Here is a 21,165-nt window from a genome sequence, read left to right on the forward strand (position 1 = left end):
CAAGAAGTGCTTCAGCCCATTCGTTGCCTCCTGGACCGCTCCTTGTGCTTCCGGCTGGAGCGAGAGTTAGCCGGGTCGGACTTGCACCGACAAGTCGAACGTGCCTTTGCAAGGCACACACAACAACTGGTGCGAAAACCAAATCAGGCCTTGGGCTACCGGCAGGAAAAATTGGCTGTTCGCTGGTTCTTTGCGAGCTGGCCAGCGCTCGGCGGCGATTATGAGCCTGATCCAGTCAGCCAAACTCAACGGGCATGATCCGTTTGCGTACTTGAAGGATGTGCTCACCCGTCTGCCTACACACAGAGCCAGTGAGATTGGGGCGTTACTGCCGCATCGTTGGCTGCCTCAGCAATAACCCGCGCTCTGTCAACCTGGGTTCCCCGGGTGCTTACGGTGGGGCAGCCGGAAACCAAGGTCGGCGATCTATGCCAGGAACTCGGTATTACGCGGCAGACCCTGTATCGGCATATCTCACCAAAAGGCGAGTTGCGTCCAGACGGAGCGAAACTAATCAACGGATCTTGATGGTGCCGGCGGTGGCTGGTTGTAACAGCCAATCACTCCCGCCCCCCTCGGCATGGCTATGTGCGTGGCGCCAGCATGATGATGGCCATCCCCGCCAGCGTAAGGGCACACCCGACAACGTCCCAGAGATTTGGCCGCACGCCTTCTACCTGCCAAAGCCATAAGAGCGCTACTGCAACATAAACACCGCCGTAGGCTGCATAAGTTCGCCCGGCAGCGGTCGGGTGCAGTGTGAGGAGCCAGGCGAATACGACAAGCGACATGGCTGCTGGTGCCAGCAGCCAAATTGGCCTACCCTGCTTGAGAATAAGCCAAGGCAGGTAACAGCCAATAATCTCAGCCAGCGCTGTGATAGTAAAAAGTAGGAGGACCCGCAAAAAGGTAATCAAGGTTTCCATGTCATACCAATGCATGCAGTCCTTGATAGCCGACGTACAGGCCAACCAGCACAATCAACCCGCCAGAGAAATAAGGAGCCTTGCGGGCAAATGCGCCGAAACCACTCCAGCGTTTGGATACGTGTTTAACGCTCAGCGCTGCAAGTGCGCCGGAAGCGACCATCGTCAGAGCCAGGCCGATACTGAAGCACAGCACAAGGGTCGCACCCAGCGCGATCTTCTTCAATTGCAAGCACAGTAGCAGCACGGTGATCGACGCCGGACAGGGAATCAGCCCACCTGTCAGGCCGAAGACGATGATTTGCCCAGTGGTCACTTCGCGGCCGGCAAAACGGCGGCGAATGTCGTTGGCGTGAGCCAGCTCGTGAGAGTCTTGGTAGCCAGATGCTGATACGTCCAGCCCTTCATAGTCCTTGATGGCGTGGTGATGGTCATCGTGCTCGACGATTTTCACATCGTAGTCGTGGCTGTGGTGGTCATAGCCCAGCCGCAGACGGGCGACGAACTCATGCGGCTCGGGAATCTCCTGCTCTGATTCGACGAAACCATCACGCTGAACGAAAGTGAACGTCTGGCGGCTGCCGTCCGGTCGCTCCGTCTCGATTTTTACCTGGTCAGCCGTCCACACATGACCATGCTTGCTTTCGCGGTCCAGGCGAAAGCGTGGTGGAACACCCTTCTCGAACACTTCCAATCGGACCACGCCATGGCCGGTGTCGATGTGCTTGGCTTCATCGTGGTGGTGATCGTGGTCATGGTTGTGGAAGCACGCACGTTGGTCACGCCAGGTACGCCAGATCATCCAGGCCGCGACGCCGATGGTGAGTACGGCTGAAGCGACTTGGAAGTATGGCTCGGTCGCCTCGACGTTCCAGTTGCGGCCAAAATACAGCCCAGCCATCGCAACAGCCCACACCACGGCCGTGTGCGAAAGGGTCCTCGATGAAAATCTCGGGGTAGAGCCTATACAGCAAATAGAACAGATCGTCAGCATAGCCACCCATCAGTGTGCCCGTCAGCAGGAGCGCCTTACTGGCCTTGCGGGCAAGCCCGCCCATCGCTTGCCCCTGGGCCGATCCCTCGTTCTTATATTCATGGCCATCATCGGCAATCAATAGACCAAAGTAGCCCTGGGGTAGGTACATACTCTCACTCGTCAGCGGATATCGACGTCGCCTTTGCGAAACCCTCCAGCTCGAGCGATATTAGCAAAATTAGCGTACCTATTTGCATAATTAACGAACCTCAACATTTGCCGAGAGCTCCACGAAACCGGATCCAAATCAAGAGCCTGCCGTGGCGATTCTCCGCTCGTTTCTGAGATATCGGTACTCGTGCCACGTGAGCGCGATAATGACCACGTCCAGGACCGTGATGAGCAGCAACCATATTGAATGCGTGAAGGTGTACCGATAAAGTTGGTAGACGATGAACGCACCGAATACGACTATTGAAATGGGGTAATACCAAAGTCTCTCTCGCAGTAGACCGACGATCAGCCACAGTTTGATCACACCGTGTCCGAGCAGATAGACCGCCGCGAATTCCCGGGTGCCGATTGAAAGATGCTGTACGGTATGGAGGAGAAGGTTGGCGACGAAATCGTGCGGATCCTCGACGAACTCTTCCCTGGTGACCCAAAGCACGAGCGTCAGAAAAAGTTGCGGCGGAATGAAATAGGCAGCAACGCCAGCGAGCATTTCCGAAAGCGCGAATACTGCCTTAAACCACAGGCTTACCTCGAAGACCAGATGGATCTTCTTTTCATCGAGAAATGTGTTAGAGCGAATCACGAGGGTCTCTCCAATGGTTCGTATTGCGAATTGTATCAACCTCATTTGGAGGGCCGGCGGGACAAGAAGATGCCCGCCAAGGCCAACAGCGAGTGCAATCCGTGACGGTCCGGAGGAGGCCGGACATGGTCTATTCCCGCTGCGAGATGCTTGATAACCGCGTCATGCTTACCTTCCCGAGCCACCCAACCGGAGAGCCGTATGGACGTGGGAGAACATCAGGATACTGCGGGCGAAGCTATCGTTTCGCCCCGCTGTTCCGCGGCATTGAATCGCGCGAAGCGTAGTGCCAAGGTCGGCAGGACTAGCAAAGTCAGCGCCGTCGAACTGAATAGGCCACCGAGGATCACGATCGCCATTGGCCCTTCGATTTCTTGGCCCGGAAGGTGAGCACCGATCGCCAAAGGCAACAAACCCAGGGCCGTTACCGAGGCAGTCAGCAGAATTGGCGTCAGCCGATTCATTGCGCCGAGCCGCGCAGTCTCCCAGGACCAGGGCAGACCTTCCTCGGTCACCAGTGACCGGTAGTGCGACAGTAGCATGATTGAGTTGCGCAGGGTAATCCCGAAGACCGTCACGAAACCCACCGACGCACCCAGCGAGATAGGCAAGCGGGCAACCCAAATCGCGGCGACCCCGCCCACGAGGGCGAACGGCAGATTCACCGCCAGCAATGCCACCATCCGTCCGTCGCGCAAAGCGATGACCAGCAAGCCCATGATCGCCGCCAGGGCAAGCGCGAAATCCAGCGCCAGTTGCAACCGGGCCTGCCCCGACGCTGCCGCCGTACCGCCGATGCGCAGGTAGTCCCCTGACGCCAGGGGCAGCCCCGCCGCGAGTTGGTTGCGAGCTCGCGCGACGAACTGCCCGGAGCTGCCGCTGACGTTGGCGGTGACAAGCTGCACGCGCTGGGCGCCACGGTGAAGGATGAGCGACTGCCCTGATCGTTCACGGATTTGCACAAGGGCGCCCAGTAAAACAACCGTGCCGTCGCGGTTGACCAGCGGCACGTTGGCGATCGCCGACGGATCTGAGCGCAACGAAGGCGGCATCACCACTACAATGGGAAGCGAAGCGCCCCCCGTGTAGACCCGCCCAACCGTACGGCCGCTGTAGGAGGTCTGGATCGCCTGCAGAACCTCGGCCGGGGTGAAACCGTATCGCGTCAGTGCTTCCCGATTAAGTGTGATCGAGAGTTCGGGAGTGCCGGGTGGCGCCTGGATTCGCACGCCGGCCGCCCCCGGCACCTGACTCAGTACCTCGGCCACACGCCGAGCGTCGTCGTTCAACGCGGACAAATGGCGGCCATAGATCGTCACCACCACGGGCGCGGTCACGCCGGAAAGCGTCTCGTGGATGCGCTCCGTCAGGAAGGTGTTTGCCCACCAGCGCACGCCCGGTGCCCCCCGAACCGCTTCCAGAATGCGCCGCTCGGCCACGGCGCTGTTGGTGTTGCCCTTGTCCGACAGGCCGACATCGATCTCCGCCTTGTTGGTCAGGGCGTTGCCATTGGACAGGTGGGCACGTCCCGCGTGCATCACCGCGTGAGCCACCTCCGGCAGACGCTGCATGATCGCGACCGCCCGTTCGCCGATGCGCATCGTCGTGGCCAACGACGTGCCGGGCGCCGTCTGGAAGTGGACGATGAGGTCGTTCTCGTTGAAGCGCGGCAGGAAGCTCGTGCGCAGCAGGGGAACGCTGACCAAGCCGCCAACGACCAGGACGACCACCAGCGCCCAAACCGGGCGTGGGCGACGGTGGACGGCGGCGAGCAGGCGACCGTAGATACGCTTGGCGCGTGCGACCACCGGTGGATCGGCCGGGTCGAGGTGGCTGTGTCCCAAAAGCAGCATCGCCAGCGCCGGCGTGACTGTGAGCGCGACCGCCAGCGAGGACAGGATCGCGAAGATGTACGCCAAGGCCAGCGGGCCGAACAGGCGTCCGGCGACGCCGGTGAGGCGTAGTACCGGGAGGAAGACGATGGTGACCGCGAGCGTGGCGAAGATCACCGCCTTGCGCACCTCCATGGTCGCGCGCAGCATGACTTCGTAGACGGGGCGTGGTTGCTCCAGTGCACGGTTCTCGCGCAGGCGGCGATAGATGTTCTCCACGCCGACCACCGCGTCGTCCACCACCTCGCCTAGGGCAATCGCCAAGCCGCCGAGCGACAAGGTGTTCAGACTGAAGCCGAAGTGATCGAGGATCAGCGCGGCGGCCAGAAGCGACAACGGGATCGCGGCAAACGAGATGACTGCGGTGCGCCAGTTGCGTAGCGCAAGGTACAGCACCAGCACGATCAGCACCGCGCCGATGGATAATGAGTTGCGCACGTCGCGCAGAGCTGTGTCGATGAAGGACGCCGGACGCAATCCGTTAGGCTGGACTTCGATTCCGTCGCGTGTGAGCGCCGGCGCCAGGGTAGTGAGCGCCCGGTCGAGACCTCGCGTCACGGCGAGCGTGTTGGCGCCATACTGGGAACCCACGACCAGCACCAAGCCGGGTTGGGTGCCCACTAGCGCTCCACCGATGGCCGGCGGTGGCGCCGCGACAACGTGCGCGACCTCGCCCAGGGTGACGCTGCGCTGCGCGCGGCGCACCAGCAAGCTGTTGGCCAGCGCCGAAGGCGTCGTCGCTTGGCCGTGGCTCATCAGGAAGATCTGTTGGTTGGGCGTGTTGACGACACCGGCGCCTCGCATCGCACTCGATTCAGCCGCTGCGGCGGTCAACTGATTGAGACCGATATGCAGCGCCACGAGCTTGTTCGGATCGAACTGCGCCTGAAACTGCTCCGGCTGTGCTCCGAAGATCACGACCTTAGACACGCCCGGCACCGCCAGCAGGGCCGGACGGACGGTCCAGCGTGCGATCTCGGTCAACTGCATCAAAGACAGTTTCGAGGACGACAGCCCGATGGTCAGCGCGACGCCCGTAGACGATTGCAGCGGCGCGATCACCGGCGTCGCCCCCGGCGGTAGCGTGGTGGTCAGCGGCGCCACACGCTGCGCGACGAGCTGCTGGTCACGGTAGACGTCAGTGCGGCCGCCGAACACTGCGGTCACTACCGACAGCCCCTCCATCGACTGCGAGCGCAAGTTCGACAGCCCGGGGATACCATTGACCGCATCCTCTACGGGCGTGGTCACCAGCGCCTCTATCTGCCGGGGTGCCAAACCCGCAGCGTTCGTAACAACGGTGACGGTGGGCTGGCCGAAGTCAGGGAATACGTCGTAGGGCGCATGAATTACCGCAACGACACCCAGCAGCGTCAGTCCGAGCGCGGCGAACAGAACCAGCCAACGCAGGCGCAGACAGAACTCTACGATTGCACGCATCAACAATCCCCTTCAATCATCATCGTCATCTTCGGGCTTGGCGGCCTTCGCCTTTGCCGCCGGAGGCGGCGACTCCGAGGCCGAGAAGACCAGGGCCGCACCGGTGACGACGATCCGTTGACCGGGCCGAAGTGCGGTGTCAGCACCCACTGGCACGAAATACCCCTGCTCGCTGCGCGAGGAGGTTGGCACTGCGATCGGTGCGAACGAGGCAGCACCGGTCTGGCGGTACGCGAGCGCCTGTCCGTCGTGCCACACCACTGCGGACGGAGGAATCAGGACGCCGGCTACGATACCCTGTCCACGTAGGACGACCATGAGTGGCGTGCCGATGGGCGCTGAGTCCTGCGCACCCATGAGGTAGTACAGGCTCGGGCCAGCCACTCCCGTCGCGGCGCGTGGTGCGCGGCTGACGAGCCGCAGGGCCACGCACTTACCGTCTGGCGTCGACGCGTCGGGATCGGATGGCAGGGCCGGCAGTGACTCGCCGAGCGGTACACTCGCCTCGACGAGTTGTTGGGTGCCGCTTTCCAGTTGCGATAGTGGCGCCGCCCCAGTGGTGGCGGCGGCGGCCAGCGCGGCGCCCCAGTCGGTACGGGCGCGGGCCTCGAGTTCGTTCAGTTGCGCCTGCATGCTGGCTTGATCTGCCTGGGCAACCTGCAGCCCCGACTGAGCCGCCTGGAGAGCTGCCTGCGAGATGTTGTGCTGAGCCTTGTACAAATCGGCGGCACGGGCCGCCTGGCTGCGCGCCAGCGCCATCGTGGCCTGAGCGGCCGCGAGCTTGCCGCGTGCGGCCGCGATCTGTGCGGACAATGTGATCAAAGGACCGGGATCGATAACGATGCCAAAGGCAGTTATCCGGGGGGCCTGCTCGACCCGCTGCAGAGCGATGGTCCGGATACCGCCCGCCGAGACGGCCTTGGCGTTGAGCGTGACTGCGGCAAGCTGCCGTGCGCTGGCGGTGCCCGCCATTGTCGCGACGGCCACGGCCAGCGCGACGCACTTAAAGAGATTCCTGTACATCATTGGCTCCGGTTTGCAACCAAGAATGGGTGATAGAGCGCCACTTCGAGATGACCAAGCGCCACGCGCTCGTGCACCGACGCCGTCAGCGTGCCCTGCTGCGACTGCACATAGGCAAGTTCGGCGCCCAGCAGCCTCAACCGACCGATCTGGCCGGCGGTGAAGGCGCTGCGCTGTCGGTCCAGTGCGTCTGCGGCGGCTTCGCGCAGCTTTTGCGCGCTGACCAGCTCGGCCTCGCTGGCGTGCCAGTCCGTTTGGGCGCGATCGATCTCGGCCAGCGCTTTCGCCTGCGTGGTGAGGAATTGTTGTGCGGCAATCTGTCGGGCAGCGCGAGCCTGTGCGATCGGGCCTTGATCCTGATTGAAAATAGGTAGCGGCAATGAGATTGAGAGAATGAACTTGTTGTCGCCCTGGTCGTAGTGGTAGCCGGGGCCGATGTCGATCGCGGGATACTGCCTCGCGACCGCCAAGCGCAGGGAGGCTTGCGCCGCAGCGTAATGCGCGAGAGCGGCCAGCACGTCAGGGCGGGCGGTGAGCGCTGCATGGACCAGGGGCTTCAAGCTGCCCGGCTGTCGCGGGTGGGCGATTCCGTTCATGTCCAAGTCGATGCCGTCGAGCGCCGCCTTAGGCAGACCGAGTGCTGCGGCCAAGCCGGCACGCGCCAGCCGCACGGCTCGCTGGTCCGAGGCGAACTGTAGTTCGGCTTGGTTCTGGGCGAGCGTCGCCATCGTCAACGTGGCCGCTGAGACCATGCCCGCCTGGTAGCGCTGATCGACGGCCTGACGATAGCTGCCGGCGAGCGCGGCGCGTCGAGCCGCGAGCGCTGCGTTCTGCTGGGTAGCCCATGCATCCAGCATGGCCGTGCGCACCTGGGCCCGCAGTTGCCAGGCGGTGACCGCGATCGCTTCCTGTGCCTCCTCGGTACGGGCACGCGCCCGGGCGATTCGTGCGGGACGGGCGCCGTAAGACTGGATCAGGAAGCTGACGATGGGGCCGACCGTCCACGGGGAGGACGTGACCGTCGTGTCGTAGGTCGGTGCGATCGACAGAGTCGGATTGGGCAGCGCCGCCGCAGTCGTCTCACCGCCTTGAGCCTCGCGTAGTCTTGCTTTGGCGACTGACATGTCGGGCCGCTCGTAGACGGCCACCAGCGCAAGCGTGTCAAGGTTCCATTGCGGCGGGCCGTTGCGATGCTGTTCGGTCGTGAGGAAGCGCAGCAAACGAGGATCGGACAGGTTACGCCGGGTCAGCGCCGCTGCAGTCTTGCCAGGATCAAGCGGTCGCGGCGTGTAGCTTGCGCATCCTGAGAGCAGTGCCGAAGCGAGCACAGCGGCCCGCAAACGAGTGTTCATCGCGTCGCGTCATGAAGGGGAAAGCGTTCATGCTAGGAGCGCGGGTGTCGTCAATTTGTCGTCGGTTCAGGGCCGCCTTCGTTGCGAAGGTGCAGATCCAACCGAACCTGCAGTTCGCCGGCTTCATTGTGAGCATACCTGAGGACCCAGCCCAGCCGCTCGCACAACTGCCGTACAAGGTACAGGCCGAGGCCGGCACCATGCACGCGACCGACCTCGGCCAGCGCGAGCGAACGGTACAGGCGGGCCACGGCAGCGGCGTCTAGCGTCTCGCCGTGGCTGTCAATCGAGAACACGCCGTCGCGCAGTGAGACCTCCAGATGGCCCGCCTGGGTGTGCTCGATGGCATTGCGCAGTAGGTTGCCGAAGATCATCGCGGCGATCGCCGAAGTCACGCGCACCGCGGCTGGCTCGATCGGCCCGACCTCCAGGGTCAGCGGCCTACCATCTAGCAACGGCCAATAGTCGGCAATTAGATCCGGCAGCCAACTCTCTAGCGCCAAGGGCGTTAGCGCGGCGAGAGATGATGGCTCCTTGGCGAGGTGCAGCAGGGCCGCCAGAGTGTCCCGCATGGCTTCGGTCGTCAGGCGAATGCGCTGAAGCGCCCGCCGGCCGTCCACGGTGAGTGGTTCCGCCCCCAGCACCTGCGCGGCACCCGAGATCACCGAAATTGGGGTGCGCAACTCATGGCTCGCGGTATCGATAAACTCGCGCTCGCGCAGCACGAAGCCGTCCAGGCGTTGGAGATAAGCATTGAAGGCCGTCTCAAGCGCCTTGGTTTCCGCCAGCCGGTATCCTGGCACGAGGCGTTGCTCGCGTCGCGATGGGTCAAGCGCGTGCACGGAGTCGACCAGACATGAGACAGGGCGCAACAGCCGGCCGGCGAGCCACCAGGTCGCGACCATCAGCAGGGCCAACCCGGCGACGATCACGGCATCGAGTAGATAGGCCAAACGGCGCTCTTGTGCGCGCTCGGTGGAAATGTCGATCAGCGCAGCCATGCGGTGACCCTGCACGTCCTTTACAAGCACTGCATAGGGAAGGTTCTCCGGATCGAAATCGTCATACAAACCCGGTCCTAGACGGCGAACGTCGGCCGGCAAGCTCGCCGCAGCAGGCGAATCGAGGTCGATCAGGCGCACCTTGGGCGGGTTCACGCCGCCGGCTGGGAGGTGCGCAGCCCTGAGGTCGCGCACCATCACGTCGCCGAGTAGGCTCATCCACACCAAGCGCTCGTGGCGAGCGTTCAGGAACGTGCCCGCAGCGATCAGGGCCGCACTCAGGACTGCGGCGTAAAGCAACAACCCCGTGGTGATGCGCGCGCGCAGGCTAGTCGTCTTCATGCTCGTCGCCATCTGTGGCTGCGGTCAGACGGTAGCCGACTCGCGGCACGGTGTGCAACAACTTGCGGGCAAAGGGAGCATCGATAGCCCTCCGCAAGACGTGCATCTGCGAGCGCAGCAGGTCGCGGTCGGGGGGAGCATCACCCCAGAGCACTTCCTCCAGTCGCTCCCGCGGCACGAGCGCCGGCGACGCCCGCATCAGTACTTCGAGCAGGCGACGAGTGGCCGGTTGCAAGGCGATCATCTGTCCTGCGCGTGTGACTTCGGTGGTGTCCAGGTCCAACGCCAGGTCGCAGACTTGCAGTCGGGCGTTGGTTACCACGCCGCTGGCACGACGGATTTGCGCAAGTAGCCGCGCCTCCAACTCGGCAAGATCGAATGGCTTGACAAGGTAGTCGTCAGCGCCCGTGCCTAGCGCCTCGACTTTGTCGGCGGTTTCTCCTTTGGCGGTGAGCATGAGCACGGGAACGGCCTTCCGCACGCTCTGGCGCAAGGCCTGCAGGACTCGCATGCCGTCCATGCGCGGCAGCGTCCAATCGAGAACGACTGCGTCATAATGGTTGTCTGCAACGAGGCGCAGCCCGGTGGCACCGTCGGGCGCCGCGTCCAGGATGTGGCCTCGCGCCTCGAAGTAGGCGAACAAGTTGGCTACCAATGCGTGGTTATCCTCAACGACGAGCAGCTTCATGGGCAATTGGCAGCGAGAGATGCTGGACCATTTTTCTGGATTGTTGGAAGTCACGGCGCGCTCCGTCCCACATAGTGAATGTGCGACGTGCTGTCATGCCGTTGATCGTATTCAAAATGCACATGGCCAATGGTGGTGGCGAGGTTGGTGTGGCCCAGGTTGTCGCGCGCGAGCTTCAGGTACACGTGGCCGCTCCGATGCGTGCCGGCCGTGTGGCGCATCCCATGGGTCGAAATCTTCTCGATATGAGCAGTTGTCTTCTCGAATTCAGAACCTCGGGTGCAAAGTTGCTTCGCAATGCTGCTCATAACCTCCCTCGCGATTTTGTGCACGTTGCTGCGTACCATTTCGGTTGCGCCAGTTCTATGATTGGCAACAGTCGCGGTGTGGTCTCTCCTTCGCTAGGCAGTGTGAGAAAGTCATCCGAGCGTCGGTATTGGATCAACTCGATCATCAATTCGTCTGTGGCCGAGACAAGGTGTATCCCGCAGCCTTTGCGGTTACCTCGAGCCACCAGCGCTCTGCCAGCAGTACGTTTGCTGAAGCCGTTCGTCAACCAAAGAATCCTCATGTGTCAAGTCGGATAAGATTGCTATCTGCTTGAAGTTGCACCACATCAGCAGGCGCCCGGCTTGCATATTTTCGGAAACTGGCCGGCATCGTATGCGAGTCCGCGTATCGGACCAACCAAGCCAAAATGGACGAGCGGTCATCTCCGGCTGCAATCTGTGCACCGCCCGCCGGTCGCCCGGTTACGCCAACCTCGTCCGCACAGACGCGCTGGCATGGCGAGTTGGGCGATGAAGATGCCGCCGTACGCCGGAACGGCGTCAACGTGATTAACCAGACGTTTTAGGGATATTAGAATAGCCGTGTCCACCGATTTGCTGAGGAAGTTGGAAAGTATACGTTTTACGTTATAGCCGAGCAATGCCTATCAGTGCGTGCACAAGGCCACGATGAGCATACTGGCCGAGGCGCTGGGAAGGTTCGGTGACGAATTGGGAAACACGTCCTCTCCAGAAGGGGGCGGCTAAAATCTTGGCCCGGTTTATGGCGCGAACCAAGGCGTCTATCTACAACGACCCACCCGGACAGTGGCGATGTGTATGATGTGAGTCTCCTCGACTTTTTTCTGAATTTGGGCGATCTCTCGCGCGGTGTGGTCTGCGGCCAGGCCTCCACGGACTCGAGCACGAAGCGCCAGGGTGCAGCGTCAAGATAGCGCTCGACGCGTCGGGCGCATGCGGTCTCCGGTGCACGTCCCCGCCGAAGCGCGAGCGGATTCGTGTTCGACTGGTCGACGCCAAAATCCTCGGCGTAATATCGAGCTAGCGGGGCGGGCGAACCGGTGTTCTGGGCAGGGGAATATCGAATTCGGCACCCGGCCGGAACCGAGCACGAATATCTGGCGCTGCGAAGGATTCCTTCACCGGCACTATTGCCCAGGGTGTGCCGGCGTGTGCGTCGGCCTGGGTATGTCTTGCGGACGGCGCGCGGCGCAGTTGCCGGTCGACGCATAACGTATTTAGTGCTATTTTTTGCATCAATTTTGTATTTCACAAAACAATGATTTCGACAAAACCCACCGAAGAAACCTATACCGAGCTGCAGCAAGCCTACGACTTCTACAACGCGCGCTTATTCGACGGCCAATTGCCCGCCTGTTTGATCACCTTCCAGCGCGAGAAGGCCACCATGGGGTATTTCTCGTCAAAACGGTTCGTGCGGCTGCATGATGGTCATCAGACCGATGAAATCGCCATCAATCCGGCGTACTTCGCCGTCGTGCCGATGATCGAAGTGCTGCAGACGCTCGTGCACGAGATGGTGCACCTGTGGCAGCAGCACTTCGGCACGCCGAGCCGCGCGTGCTACAACAACCGGGAGTGGGCCGACAAAATGGAGCATCTGGGCTTGATGCCGTCCGAGACGGGCCAACCTGGTGGGAAGCGCACTGGCCAGAAGATGGGCGACTATGCGATCGCCGGCGGCCGCTTCGAATGCGCGACGCGCGGCCTGCTGGCCGGCGGCTTTGCCATTTCGTGGCTCGATCGATTTCCGGCGCAGGCGTCAGTACGGCCAAACTTTGAGGCGCCGATTTCTGTCGCCGCGGGCGCCGCACCGGTGACCGGCGGTGAGGGGGGCGGTACGCTCGCCTTGGTCGCACCGAATGCCTACGCGGCGCCGGCCGCCATTCAATCGAATCTCGGCCTGGCCAGCCGGCCGAATGCGAACCGCAGCAACCGGCACAAGTACACCTGCAGCGGCTGCTTCCTGGCGCTGTGGGGCAAGCCCGGAATTCACGTCAAATGCGTGGACTGCGATATTCTCCTCATGGAGCACGCGGCCTGAGTTGACAGGCATAAAACAAAGGCTTTGTGCAAAACGCGGTTGGATCTTGAGCGTCTCTCGGGCCCGCACCAATAAGCTCGGGTAGAGCTTGCTCATCAGCTCCAGCCGCTCCGACATTTCCAGCACGGCCGCGGCCACGGCGGGTTCGCGGATATGCTTGTAGATGTCGTGTCAGATCATGCGATCGAAGGCGTTGACGTCGGCGTAGCTATTCGCGGCTTGCGTCGCCTCGACGGCAGGGGATACGCGGGATTTTTCCATCATGGCCTCCAAAAAAGCAATGTGGAGACCTTGCCCGTGGCGGAACAAGATGCCCCGCACAGGGTGGTAAGTAAGCAGCAGTTATTTAAAATGGGACACGTACGCCAGGATAACCGTGACCACGATGGAGGCTGCTGGAATCAAAATGCCGATCATCCAGCGGATGCTATCGATTTTATGGTCAATTTTGCTGTCTAGCGTTTTCAGCTTGGTACGCGTTTCAGTCTGGAACGATCTCAACGCGGCCGCGCATGAAGCGCTGGAACCTAACCGCCAAAAGGCATCACGTAACGGGTGATGAACGGACTGTGACCGACAGTCGGCGGTAAATCGATTCCAGTGTAATGCAAGCGGCTTTTCCCGGCAACGCACGCGGCACCGGGAAAAGCCGCCTGGTGACCCAGGCGAAAAAAGCGATTACAGGTGCGTGACCTGCGCCATGACTTGCCGCAGACGCTCAATGAGCCCCTTGGGCACAGTGATGGCCACGGGCGCCGTGTCGGACAATGCCCCCAGCGCCGGCAAATCGAGCGGGCAGTGTCGCTCGATGTCGCGTAGCACGGCGATCGCCGCGTGCGCGGCGGCCTGCACCCGCGCCTGCCTTGCCGACCCATCCGGCGGCGGCCAGACGTCCACCGCTTCGGCCTCGAACGACAGGACCCTGCCGTGGTCGATCTCCTCGAAGTCGTCAAAGAGCAGCGGCATGGCCGGCGTATCGTCCCAGAGCGTGCCCGCATCGAAGGCGTTCCGGGCGTGTTCGCCGGCCGTTTGCGCCGACTCGGCCTCGACGCCGACGCGCACGGTGTGCACATAGTCGAGGGCATATTCGACGATGAACTTAGACATGGCGGAGCTCCTGGGCTTGCCCCGCGAGCCAGGCTTCGATATGAGGCAAATGCTTCACGGCCGTCACATGCCTTAACAGCCGCGGCAGAAGTTTATAGCGGGTGCCGCCATGCTCACCGATCCACGAGCGTCCCGTCTTGCCGACGATGACCGCCTCGGGAATCGACAAGCCGGCAAAGGTCACCACGTCGCCCGGATAGAACATGCGGCGCAGGCCCGCATGGTAGGTTCGGACTTGCTCCCGCCAGCCTGCGTCCGCCGGTGGCGCCATATCGAGAAACTTCAGCGGACAGGTGTAGTACGTCGGTCCCATCGACTCGCTGATGGCCTTGTATCCCCAGGACCGCTTGCTGCCGCCCATGAGGTCGCAGCGTATGCGACGAGTCACGACGCCGTCCTGCGTCGTGTGCTGCCACACGGTCCATAGGACGTTGCCGCGCGCGGCGTGCGCCAGACAGGCGAGCCCGTTGTGCGGCTCGCTGGTCGTCAGGCGTTCAATCAATTGCTGCCGAGTTTGGTTATAGCCGAAAAGCCATCCCATGATGAGTTCCATGATAAAAATGCGGAGACCGTCCCCACGGGGACGTGTCCCCGCGGGTTGAAAGGCATACTCCCGAATCCTGGCGGATCCACGGCCCGATCGACGATTGGGGAGCCAAGCCGTGTGGCGCGTCAATGCAATGACGGCACCCGTCGTGAATGTCTGCTCACGTCGAGTTGCCGCAGGAGTTGCCGTATGTGACAAACCTGATCGGCCGGGATCTCGCAGGGGTAGCGATTGCCCGATAACGAATCGTCGTCGCACAGGTCATCGATCATCCGGACAAAGCGCAACAGCGACCAAGCGGCCGCCTCGCATTTGGTCTGTGCGACCGAGGGATCGGGCATCGGAAAATCCCGCACCTCGCGGGCCTCGAAGTCCGGCAGGCCGTCGGCGTCCACCTCCTCGAATTCCGCTTTCAAGAGCGGCATCGCGGCGGTGTCATCCCACAGCGTGCCGGCGCGCGAGGCGCGCCGAGCCCGCTCGACGGCGGCTTCGGCCGTCATCGCCTCGATGCCGAGTTCGATGCGGTGAATCAGGGGAACCTCGCGCATGACGATGAATTTCGGCATGTCCCGATCGGCCAGGCGCCAGGGAAATGCGCGGCCCAAGTCGATGCCGGGACGCCGAAAGCTTTCAGCCAGATTACGAAATAGTTGCATGGTCAGTCCTTATGAAATGCGAATTTCCCGCCGGCAGCGCCGGCAGGAGATTTCGCGAGGGGGGGAGAAATGCGCACCAACCCGTTAGGGCTGGTGCGCAACGGGAAAACACCAGTCAAAATCAAGCTTTCAAACGACGCATGCCATCGGCGAGCAACCACAGTGCCCGGTTCAGACGGACGTTCTGATCGATACCCTGTACCGGCCGGGTGCGCTGGCGACGACCGTTGGCCGTGCGCCCCAGCAGGCCACCTTGCACGAGATTTTCCTGCGTTCGATTGAACACACTCCACAGGTCATCGTCGGTGTCGGCACCGCGCCGCGGGCTCAGCAATTGAGCTTCCGTGACCGGCGGTGCCTTGTCTGGATCGTCATATTTCAGAGCCAACGCCGCGCGGGCAAACACCTGTGCTTCTTCAGCATCGAGCGTGACGTCGCGCATGGCGTCGCGTGACGCCTGCGCCTGGTCGAAGCACTCCAGAACCTTATAGGCCCCTTCGATCACCTGGCCGGCGACGTCACCCTTGTGAGGCACACGCACGTCGGCCACGGTGTCGCCGCACACTAAGCCGTTTTTACAAACGAAGCGGAACATGCCCGCCAACATTTGGTAACTGCTGGTGCCGTCGTGCGAGTTCAGCAGAATGATTTCGTTGGCTTCCGCACCATTGATTTGGCTGGCATGACGCAGCCGAATCATGTGCTTGGTGAAGTCTCGACGTTCGTCCTCGCGCACCCGGGTCTGAGTCACCATGAAGGGTTGGAAACCTTCCTGGCGCAGCTTGCCGAGTACCGCGGCGGTGGGGATGTAGGTGTATCGCTGGGACCGGCTTTGGTGCTTGGCCTCGGCGAAGATGGAAGGCGCCACAGCGCGGATCTGGTCATCCGAGAGCGGACGTTCCGAGCGCAATACCCGGGAGCGATGTGCGAAGTGAGAGGCGAGTTGCATGATGCATCCTGATGAAATGCGAGCATCGTGCCGGCTGCGCCGGTCCGATGCGTTCGCGAGGGAAGAGATATGCGCGCCGGCCCGCAAGGGCCCAGCGCGCGAGGAGAGAGAATCAATCTTGATGAGGTAAGAGAATGGTGAGAACCGGCTCTGCGTTGTCACCAGGACCGATCAGCAGCTTGAGCCGTGCCAGGCTCGGGCAAAGGCTGTGGCCATCACGCGGGATGCGCTCCAGCTCGAACAGCAGCTCGGACGATGTCTGCTTTTGCTGCTGAATGGCAATATGCGCCATCCAGAGCACAACCCAGAGCCGTCCTTCGGGATCCTGGTGAGTCTGCTGGCGGGTGTCCCTCTCGGTCCACCCCACGCAGTCGGCCCAGGCCTCCGCGGTCATGGCGACCGGAATCCGGAGGCCGGCTTCCTTGGCCACCTCGGACACGTCAATCAACGTACCATCATCGAGTAGTTGCCGGCGCGTGATGGAGAAAACGACCGGCCCAAAAATGGGGTCGGCCACCTGCTGGTGAAGGTCTTCAGACATAGGACGCTCCTCAAATAAAAAAGGGGCGTCTCGTCCCATGGGGCGCGAAACGCCCCAACGGGGAAGGAAAAACTATTCCGTGACGCGAAGCGTCTCAGTCACACCGGGAAGGTGTCGGAACCAAACTGAAAGGACATCGCTTGACGCACGATCGGCGAGCTGCAACCCGCAGCCAGGGTAAAAACAAGGGACTCCTGTCAGGCGTTGAAAAACACCTGGCAAGAATCCCCTGAACGGCCGCATGGCCAGACAGGGGAGGCAAGCGCGATAGCGCGAATGGCACGACGATTCAGGCCGTCGCAGGCCCGGGAATGGCGATCAAGGCAAGGTAACGCAGCGCCAGGGGGAGGGCGGACACCATCCTCGACGGGATGGCGCGGGAAGGGGGATCGCAGCCGTTCGGGCTGCGACGGGTGGCTCGTGATCCGTCAGGTAGGAATAGCGTGTTAGGCAACCTGGCGGGCGAGGGTGAAGCACACTGCGTTATTTCATCCGACCTTTCAGCAGCCGAATCGGATATGGGGCGCGTATTTTCAAAGCGAATACGCAAACGCCCGAACTGCGGGCCATTATACGTGGTTTCTCCGCTGCGTCCATGACGGCGCACCGGAGAAAACCCCACTGGCGTGGGATCTTCCAAAAACAGGACGGAAGGGAAATCTCCCGCCGAAGCGGGAGGTTTTCCGGGCTGCATCAACCATGCGTACCGGTCCGGTAGGACGCCTCGGATTCGGCGGCGGCATCGGCATTTGCCGTGGCCTCCGTTTCGTCACGGACCTCCTTGTAGAGGGTCTCGCCGTTCACCTTCAACCAGTTGACCTGGAGCAGGCGTCCTTTGAGCAGCGCACCTTTCTGGCCGGCGCGATCCCCCTTGGTGATGTCGTACATATCGATGTACGGATCACCCACTTTGAAGCCGACGAGCACCCGAGTCTCCTTATCATTGGCTTGGTCCTGGTACAGCGCGACGATTTCCTTCGCTTTTGCACCCACGACCTTCAAGTCCAGGTAGACATAGGTCACGTCACTTGCATCGCCGTGAAACGCGGCGATGGCGCACGACAGGAAAGGCTTGCCTTTCTGCGGCTTCACTTCGCGCACGCGCGAGAGATAACCGAGGCCGGTCATGTGGCAGTCAAAGATTTTGTCGGTGGATTGATTGGCTTGAGTCATGGCGGATCTCCTAAAGAAAAAAGGAATCGCCACGGTTCCCCGGATAGGGAAGTGTCGATTCCCTATCTGGGTTGAAACTCACTCTAAGTCACTTGGACCCGCGGCCGTCCAGAACGGACAGAGCCAAACCGCGTACTTAAAAGGCGTTGGATAAGCACCAACAAGCTATAAGCGCTGTCATCATAACCATAGCCAGACGGCGGCGTCAATAGGTTCTACGAACAATTTCACCGTTATCCCGACATGGCGTTATCCACAAAAACTGTGGGTAACTTGCGCCGTTTTGCCGCAAGGACCGCACATCCGCGTTCTCGCATCGCCATCTCTAAAAAATAGGCAACGCTACGGCGGCAGCGGACTCGCGCGAGGCGTCGCGACCGCTTGACCCGGTGGCCGCGGCGCGCCGGGCGTCGGCGCGACTGCTGGGGCATGCTCGACGCCAACCCAGTCCTCGTTGTTGTCGACGCGATACGTCCCCTGGGTCATGGTATCCATCGCGTCATCCTTGGATGCCGCGATGGGACTGCCGCGGCCGGGCGCTTCACGTTCGATCGAGACGGCGCCGCCGGATGTGGTTAATTGAAAGGACGCCGGCTCGCCGCTCACGACCAAGAGATCGCCATGACGCGTGTACGGCAGGGCGCCGGCGTCTCCGCGCACCGACAGATGCGCTGGCGGCGCCCCGGAAAACTGAACGAAGGTCGCGCGGCCGTCGGTGAATACCTGCCCGATCCGAGGTGTCAATTGGCCGGACACGATATACCCGCCCCGCAAATCGGCGGGCGATAGCCGCAATATGCGGGCCGTCGGGCCCGTCACCGAACAAGTGGCGACAAGGACGCATGCCGCTACTGTCAAGATCCATTGACAATGCCTAGCCGGGGAGGCTGCCCTGTCTGCCATGATCAGGCGATTCGTCGAAGCGTTGGTAGTCGACAGAGACTGATGTCCGCGGTTGCATGCTCGCGTGGATGGTATGCCTCGTGGATTTTCTTGACCTTTGCCATGGCGACATGCGTATAGATCTCGGTGGTCGAGATGCTCGTATGGCCAAGCAGTTGCTGAATGGTGACCAAATCCGCGTTGTTGTCGAGCATATGCGTAGCGAAGCTGTGCCGCAACGTGTGCGGCGAGAGCGGGCCGCGGATGTCGGCTTGTCGAGCGTAACGGTTGACAAGCAGCCCCACCATGCGCGACGTAATTCCGTCACCACGACGGGTTATGAACAGCCTCCGATCCGCGCGATACATGGCCAGCGCGGGGCGAGCGGTGCGCAGATAACGCTCCAGCCAAAACGCCGCTTCTTCACCGAACAAAGCGATGCGCTCCACCGACCCTTTGCCGATGATCCGTATCGCGCGCTGCTTGAAATCCAATCCGAGGGCACTCAGCCCAACAGCTTCCGAAACACGCATACCGCTGCCATACAGAAGTTCAAGCAGCGCGCGATCGCGTAACCCCCGCGGATGATCGACTTGCGGCGCGCTCAACAAAGCATCAACTTGTTTCACGCTCAAAGGAAACGGGCGGCGAGGTGGAATCTTAGGGTGCAGCATCAGCAAGCAGGGATCTTCGTCAATCCGCCGTTCGCGAAGCGACCAGCCATAGAAACCTCGAAGTGCCGCCATCCGTCGGCGCTGAGTAGTTGGCATGACATTCGACTCGACCACGTAGCGATGAATATCCTCGCGAGAGACATCAAACAGCATCTTGCAAGAATCGTGCTCCAGCCACTTGGCGAACAGTCGTAAATCGCCGGCGTACCCGTATTGAGTCATACGCGCCAGGCCTCGTTCGAGCCAGAGCGATGATAAGCAGAACTCTTCGATTGCCTCGTAGCTCGCGTGCAGCAGGGGGCCGATGACCGTGCCCCGGAGATAGCCCTTGTCTTTGGTGGACATTGTGGTTCGACATTTTTATTATCGGGCTTATGTTAACGACGGATTCTTTCCTTAGTTGAGGATATTGCATCGGTATGCGAACGTTTCATCATGCGCAACACCAGCGTGGCGGTTGGATAGTCGGAATCTTTATGCCGGCATTGTTGCGTTCATGTAAAATTTACCTCCTCAGTGGCCGGTGGCCCTCGTGGCGCGAACGCGCCGTGTCACCTTTAGAAATCGACGGAGATCTCATGCGCTTGTTGCTCGCTATCATCCTGCCTTGGCTGCAGTTTTTCACGATCGGACGGCCCGTGGCCGGCATCATCTGCCTGCTGCTGCAGATCACCATCATCGGTTGGGTGCCGGCAGCGATCTGGTCGGTCTATGCGTTGAGCCAGTACAAGACCGACAAGAAGATCGAAAAGGCATTGAGCAATCGCCCGTGATACGTGCTCGTTTCGGCACGATATCGACCTTTGATGTTGCCCTTGATGCCTGATTGTTGCATGAGGTGGCATCTTGGCGTAGACATTGTTACATGTAACGAATTGGAGCTCTAGGTATGGCCACCCCTTTGACAGAGCGTGTGAGGAAGCGTCGTGAGACACTGCGCCGCGCAGGGCTTCGCCCGGTGCAAATTTGGGTTCCCGACACGAGTCGACCGAGTTTCGCTGCGGAATGCCGGCGCCAATCCAAATTAGCCGCCAAGGCCGACATGGCCGATGCGTCGATGCTGGACTTCATGGATGAAGCTTTGGCGGACGTGGATGGCTGGACGGCATGAGACGTGGCGATTTTGTGACCATCGCGCTGCAAGGTGATTTAGGCAAACCGCGACCCGCGCTGGTTATTCAATCCGACAATTTTGGCGCGCATGCCACGGTGACAGTGTTGCTGGTCTCCAGTGCGATGGTGGACGCGCCGTTGTTGCGCGTGACCGTGGCGGCTGACGAATCCAACGGCCTGAGGAAGACGTCTCAGGTAATGGTGGACAAGGCAATGACGGTCAGGCGGGACAAAATTGGCGACCCCATTGGCAAAGCCACCGATGAGGTCATCTTGGAAGTGGGACGTTGTCTTGCCGTGTTTCTCGGCATCGTCAGATAAGTAGTGCCATGCGTCTTCATGAGGGGCCAAGCGATTTAGATCTGTTGCTTGCATGCCACTTGCCTTGAAAACCCCACCCCGGCGTTATACAGTAGTCCCACGGATATCAACCTCATCCGTCTTTATTCGCGAACCCATGCGTGGGCAACGGCGCATCGAGGCCGGCGTGTGGGTGCCGACGATGCGACTCTGATAAATTTTCGAAAACCCGGAGTCGAAATGAACCTCAAAACCTTTCTACGGGGATGCTAAGTCGCCGGCCAGCTCGCGCTGGCGCATGCGCACCAGGACCTGTCGATATTGATACATCTCGAACTTCCTCTTCAAGCCACCCTCCCGAGTAAAAATGCTTTGGGAGGGTAGCGGTTCGTCGAAGTTCGAGCGCCCGAT

At 61.2% G+C, this 21,165-nt stretch carries 21 protein-coding genes and 4 pseudogenes; 7 read left to right on the forward strand and 18 right to left on the reverse strand.

Annotated features, from left to right (window positions below):
* Positions 1 to 358, forward strand: a pseudogene (locus tag EPN80_RS18015) (transposase domain-containing protein); the annotation flags it as partial.
* Between the two features lie 38 nt (positions 359 to 396).
* A pseudogene (locus tag EPN80_RS18020) lies at positions 397 to 528 on the forward strand (recombinase family protein); the annotation flags it as partial.
* Between the two features lie 56 nt (positions 529 to 584).
* On the opposite strand, the gene EPN80_RS18025 reads toward EPN80_RS18020, so the two are convergent.
* The 10 genes and pseudogenes from EPN80_RS18025 to EPN80_RS18070 all read right to left on the reverse strand — a co-directional run bounded on the left by EPN80_RS18025 (position 585) and on the right by EPN80_RS18070 (position 10,765).
* Positions 585 to 917 (reverse strand): YnfA family protein, encoded by a 333-nt coding sequence (locus EPN80_RS18025; protein WP_293030588.1) that lies wholly within the window; start codon positions 915 to 917, stop codon positions 585 to 587.
* A 10-nt stretch (positions 918 to 927) separates the two neighbouring features.
* A pseudogene (locus EPN80_RS18030) lies at positions 928 to 1,863 on the reverse strand (nickel/cobalt efflux transporter); the annotation flags it as partial.
* Positions 1,856 to 2,068, reverse strand: a pseudogene (locus EPN80_RS18035) (hypothetical protein); the annotation flags it as partial. The pseudogenes EPN80_RS18030 and EPN80_RS18035, both read right to left, overlap by 8 nt.
* 141 nt (positions 2,069 to 2,209) lie before the next feature.
* Positions 2,210 to 2,719 carry a DUF2127 domain-containing protein gene (locus tag EPN80_RS18040; protein WP_293030531.1) on the reverse strand — a complete coding sequence of 170 codons (510 nt, stop codon included), beginning with the start codon at positions 2,717 to 2,719 and terminating at the stop codon, positions 2,210 to 2,212.
* A 218-nt stretch (positions 2,720 to 2,937) separates the two neighbouring features.
* Positions 2,938 to 6,051 (reverse strand): efflux RND transporter permease subunit, encoded by a 3,114-nt coding sequence (locus EPN80_RS18045; protein ID WP_293030533.1) that lies wholly within the window; start codon positions 6,049 to 6,051, stop codon positions 2,938 to 2,940.
* Between the two features lie 12 nt (positions 6,052 to 6,063).
* Positions 6,064 to 7,077: a hypothetical protein gene (locus EPN80_RS18050; RefSeq protein WP_293030536.1), complete on the reverse strand. Its 1,014-nt coding sequence runs from the start codon at positions 7,075 to 7,077 to the stop codon at positions 6,064 to 6,066.
* A complete protein-coding gene (locus tag EPN80_RS18055) occupies positions 7,074 to 8,426 on the reverse strand; it encodes a TolC family protein (RefSeq protein WP_293030539.1) in 1,353 nt (450 codons plus the stop codon). Before EPN80_RS18055 ends, EPN80_RS18050 begins: the two co-directional genes overlap by 4 nt.
* A 50-nt stretch (positions 8,427 to 8,476) precedes the next feature.
* A complete protein-coding gene (locus EPN80_RS18060; protein ID WP_293030542.1) occupies positions 8,477 to 9,769 on the reverse strand; it encodes a HAMP domain-containing sensor histidine kinase in 1,293 nt (430 codons plus the stop codon).
* The gene (locus EPN80_RS18065) at positions 9,756 to 10,457 is read right to left on the reverse strand and encodes a response regulator transcription factor (RefSeq protein ID WP_366468826.1); all 702 of its coding nucleotides are present in this window, start codon (positions 10,455 to 10,457) and stop codon (positions 9,756 to 9,758) included. The genes EPN80_RS18060 and EPN80_RS18065 overlap by 14 nt, the downstream gene beginning before the upstream one ends.
* A 50-nt stretch (positions 10,458 to 10,507) precedes the next feature.
* A complete protein-coding gene (locus EPN80_RS18070; RefSeq protein WP_293030548.1) occupies positions 10,508 to 10,765 on the reverse strand; it encodes a hypothetical protein in 258 nt (85 codons plus the stop codon).
* Positions 10,766 to 12,026: 1,261 nt separating this feature from the next.
* Here EPN80_RS18070 and EPN80_RS18075 point away from each other — a divergent pair.
* Both EPN80_RS18075 and EPN80_RS18080 read left to right on the forward strand, forming a co-directional pair.
* A complete protein-coding gene (locus tag EPN80_RS18075; RefSeq protein WP_293030551.1) occupies positions 12,027 to 12,812 on the forward strand; it encodes a SprT-like domain-containing protein in 786 nt (261 codons plus the stop codon).
* A 153-nt stretch (positions 12,813 to 12,965) separates the two neighbouring features.
* A complete protein-coding gene (locus EPN80_RS18080) occupies positions 12,966 to 13,271 on the forward strand; it encodes a hypothetical protein (RefSeq protein ID WP_293030553.1) in 306 nt (101 codons plus the stop codon).
* Positions 13,272 to 13,490: 219 nt separating this feature from the next.
* Here EPN80_RS18080 and EPN80_RS18085 read toward each other — a convergent pair whose 3' ends face one another.
* The 8 genes from EPN80_RS18085 to EPN80_RS18120 all read right to left on the reverse strand — a co-directional run bounded on the left by EPN80_RS18085 (position 13,491) and on the right by EPN80_RS18120 (position 19,686).
* The gene (locus EPN80_RS18085) at positions 13,491 to 13,919 is read right to left on the reverse strand and encodes a hypothetical protein (protein ID WP_293030555.1); all 429 of its coding nucleotides are present in this window, start codon (positions 13,917 to 13,919) and stop codon (positions 13,491 to 13,493) included.
* Positions 13,912 to 14,472 carry a hypothetical protein gene (locus EPN80_RS18090; RefSeq protein ID WP_293030558.1) on the reverse strand — a complete coding sequence of 187 codons (561 nt, stop codon included), beginning with the start codon at positions 14,470 to 14,472 and terminating at the stop codon, positions 13,912 to 13,914. The genes EPN80_RS18085 and EPN80_RS18090 overlap by 8 nt, the downstream gene beginning before the upstream one ends.
* Before the next feature lie 119 nt (positions 14,473 to 14,591).
* Entirely contained in the window at positions 14,592 to 15,122 is a 531-nt protein-coding gene (locus EPN80_RS18095) for a hypothetical protein (protein ID WP_293030561.1), read from the reverse strand.
* Between the two features lie 121 nt (positions 15,123 to 15,243).
* Positions 15,244 to 16,071: a DUF932 domain-containing protein gene (locus EPN80_RS18100; protein ID WP_293030564.1), complete on the reverse strand. Its 828-nt coding sequence runs from the start codon at positions 16,069 to 16,071 to the stop codon at positions 15,244 to 15,246.
* Positions 16,072 to 16,183: 112 nt separating this feature from the next.
* Entirely contained in the window at positions 16,184 to 16,612 is a 429-nt protein-coding gene (locus EPN80_RS18105) for a DUF6573 family protein (protein ID WP_293030567.1), read from the reverse strand.
* Between the two features lie 693 nt (positions 16,613 to 17,305).
* Entirely contained in the window at positions 17,306 to 17,785 is a 480-nt protein-coding gene (locus tag EPN80_RS18110) for a DUF3577 domain-containing protein (protein ID WP_293030570.1), read from the reverse strand.
* A gap of 342 nt (positions 17,786 to 18,127) precedes the next feature.
* Positions 18,128 to 18,541, reverse strand: coding sequence for a hypothetical protein (locus EPN80_RS18115; protein WP_293030573.1), 414 nt, complete (start codon positions 18,539 to 18,541; stop codon positions 18,128 to 18,130).
* A gap of 149 nt (positions 18,542 to 18,690) precedes the next feature.
* Positions 18,691 to 19,686 (reverse strand): tyrosine recombinase, encoded by a 996-nt coding sequence (locus EPN80_RS18120; protein ID WP_293030576.1) that lies wholly within the window; start codon positions 19,684 to 19,686, stop codon positions 18,691 to 18,693.
* A 233-nt stretch (positions 19,687 to 19,919) separates the two neighbouring features.
* Here EPN80_RS18120 and EPN80_RS18125 point away from each other — a divergent pair, with 233 nt between their 5' ends.
* From EPN80_RS18125 to EPN80_RS18135, 3 genes are all read left to right on the forward strand, one after another.
* A complete protein-coding gene (locus tag EPN80_RS18125; RefSeq protein ID WP_293030579.1) occupies positions 19,920 to 20,114 on the forward strand; it encodes a YqaE/Pmp3 family membrane protein in 195 nt (64 codons plus the stop codon).
* Between the two features lie 116 nt (positions 20,115 to 20,230).
* Positions 20,231 to 20,452, forward strand: coding sequence for an antitoxin MazE family protein (locus EPN80_RS18130; protein ID WP_293030582.1), 222 nt, complete (start codon positions 20,231 to 20,233; stop codon positions 20,450 to 20,452).
* On the forward strand, positions 20,449 to 20,775 hold the full coding sequence (locus EPN80_RS18135; protein ID WP_293030585.1) for a type II toxin-antitoxin system PemK/MazF family toxin: 327 nt from the start codon (positions 20,449 to 20,451) through the stop codon (positions 20,773 to 20,775). Before EPN80_RS18130 ends, EPN80_RS18135 begins: the two co-directional genes overlap by 4 nt.
* Positions 20,776 to 21,165 lie beyond the last annotated feature (390 nt).

Origin of the sequence: Pandoraea sp., from assembly GCF_004297875.1 — a bacterium.
Classification (GTDB): Bacteria; Pseudomonadota; Gammaproteobacteria; order Burkholderiales; family Burkholderiaceae; genus Pandoraea.

Bases quoted from the DNA above. Each gene is read 5' to 3' on its own strand.
- EPN80_RS18045 (WP_293030533.1), bottom strand. From the start codon at position 6,051: ATGCGTGCAATCGTAGAGTTCTGTCTGCGCCTGCGTTGGCTGGTTCTG.
- EPN80_RS18050 (WP_293030536.1), bottom strand. From the start codon at position 7,077: ATGATGTACAGGAATCTCTTTAAGTGCGTCGCGCTGGCCGTGGCCGTC.
- EPN80_RS18055 (WP_293030539.1), bottom strand. From the start codon at position 8,426: ATGAACACTCGTTTGCGGGCCGCTGTGCTCGCTTCGGCACTGCTCTCA.
- EPN80_RS18060 (WP_293030542.1), bottom strand. From the start codon at position 9,769: ATGAAGACGACTAGCCTGCGCGCGCGCATCACCACGGGGTTGTTGCTT.
- EPN80_RS18065 (WP_366468826.1), bottom strand. From the start codon at position 10,457: ATGAAGCTGCTCGTCGTTGAGGATAACCACGCATTGGTAGCCAACTTG.
- EPN80_RS18070 (WP_293030548.1), bottom strand. From the start codon at position 10,765: ATGAGCAGCATTGCGAAGCAACTTTGCACCCGAGGTTCTGAATTCGAG.
- EPN80_RS18075 (WP_293030551.1), top strand. From the start codon at position 12,027: ATGATTTCGACAAAACCCACCGAAGAAACCTATACCGAGCTGCAGCAA.
- EPN80_RS18080 (WP_293030553.1), top strand. From the start codon at position 12,966: ATGCTTGTAGATGTCGTGTCAGATCATGCGATCGAAGGCGTTGACGTC.
- EPN80_RS18085 (WP_293030555.1), bottom strand. From the start codon at position 13,919: ATGTCTAAGTTCATCGTCGAATATGCCCTCGACTATGTGCACACCGTG.
- EPN80_RS18090 (WP_293030558.1), bottom strand. From the start codon at position 14,472: ATGGAACTCATCATGGGATGGCTTTTCGGCTATAACCAAACTCGGCAG.
- EPN80_RS18095 (WP_293030561.1), bottom strand. From the start codon at position 15,122: ATGCAACTATTTCGTAATCTGGCTGAAAGCTTTCGGCGTCCCGGCATC.
- EPN80_RS18100 (WP_293030564.1), bottom strand. From the start codon at position 16,071: ATGCAACTCGCCTCTCACTTCGCACATCGCTCCCGGGTATTGCGCTCG.
- EPN80_RS18105 (WP_293030567.1), bottom strand. From the start codon at position 16,612: ATGTCTGAAGACCTTCACCAGCAGGTGGCCGACCCCATTTTTGGGCCG.
- EPN80_RS18110 (WP_293030570.1), bottom strand. From the start codon at position 17,785: ATGACTCAAGCCAATCAATCCACCGACAAAATCTTTGACTGCCACATG.
- EPN80_RS18120 (WP_293030576.1), bottom strand. From the start codon at position 19,686: ATGTCCACCAAAGACAAGGGCTATCTCCGGGGCACGGTCATCGGCCCC.
- EPN80_RS18125 (WP_293030579.1), top strand. From the start codon at position 19,920: ATGCGCTTGTTGCTCGCTATCATCCTGCCTTGGCTGCAGTTTTTCACG.
- EPN80_RS18130 (WP_293030582.1), top strand. From the start codon at position 20,231: ATGGCCACCCCTTTGACAGAGCGTGTGAGGAAGCGTCGTGAGACACTG.
- EPN80_RS18135 (WP_293030585.1), top strand. From the start codon at position 20,449: ATGAGACGTGGCGATTTTGTGACCATCGCGCTGCAAGGTGATTTAGGC.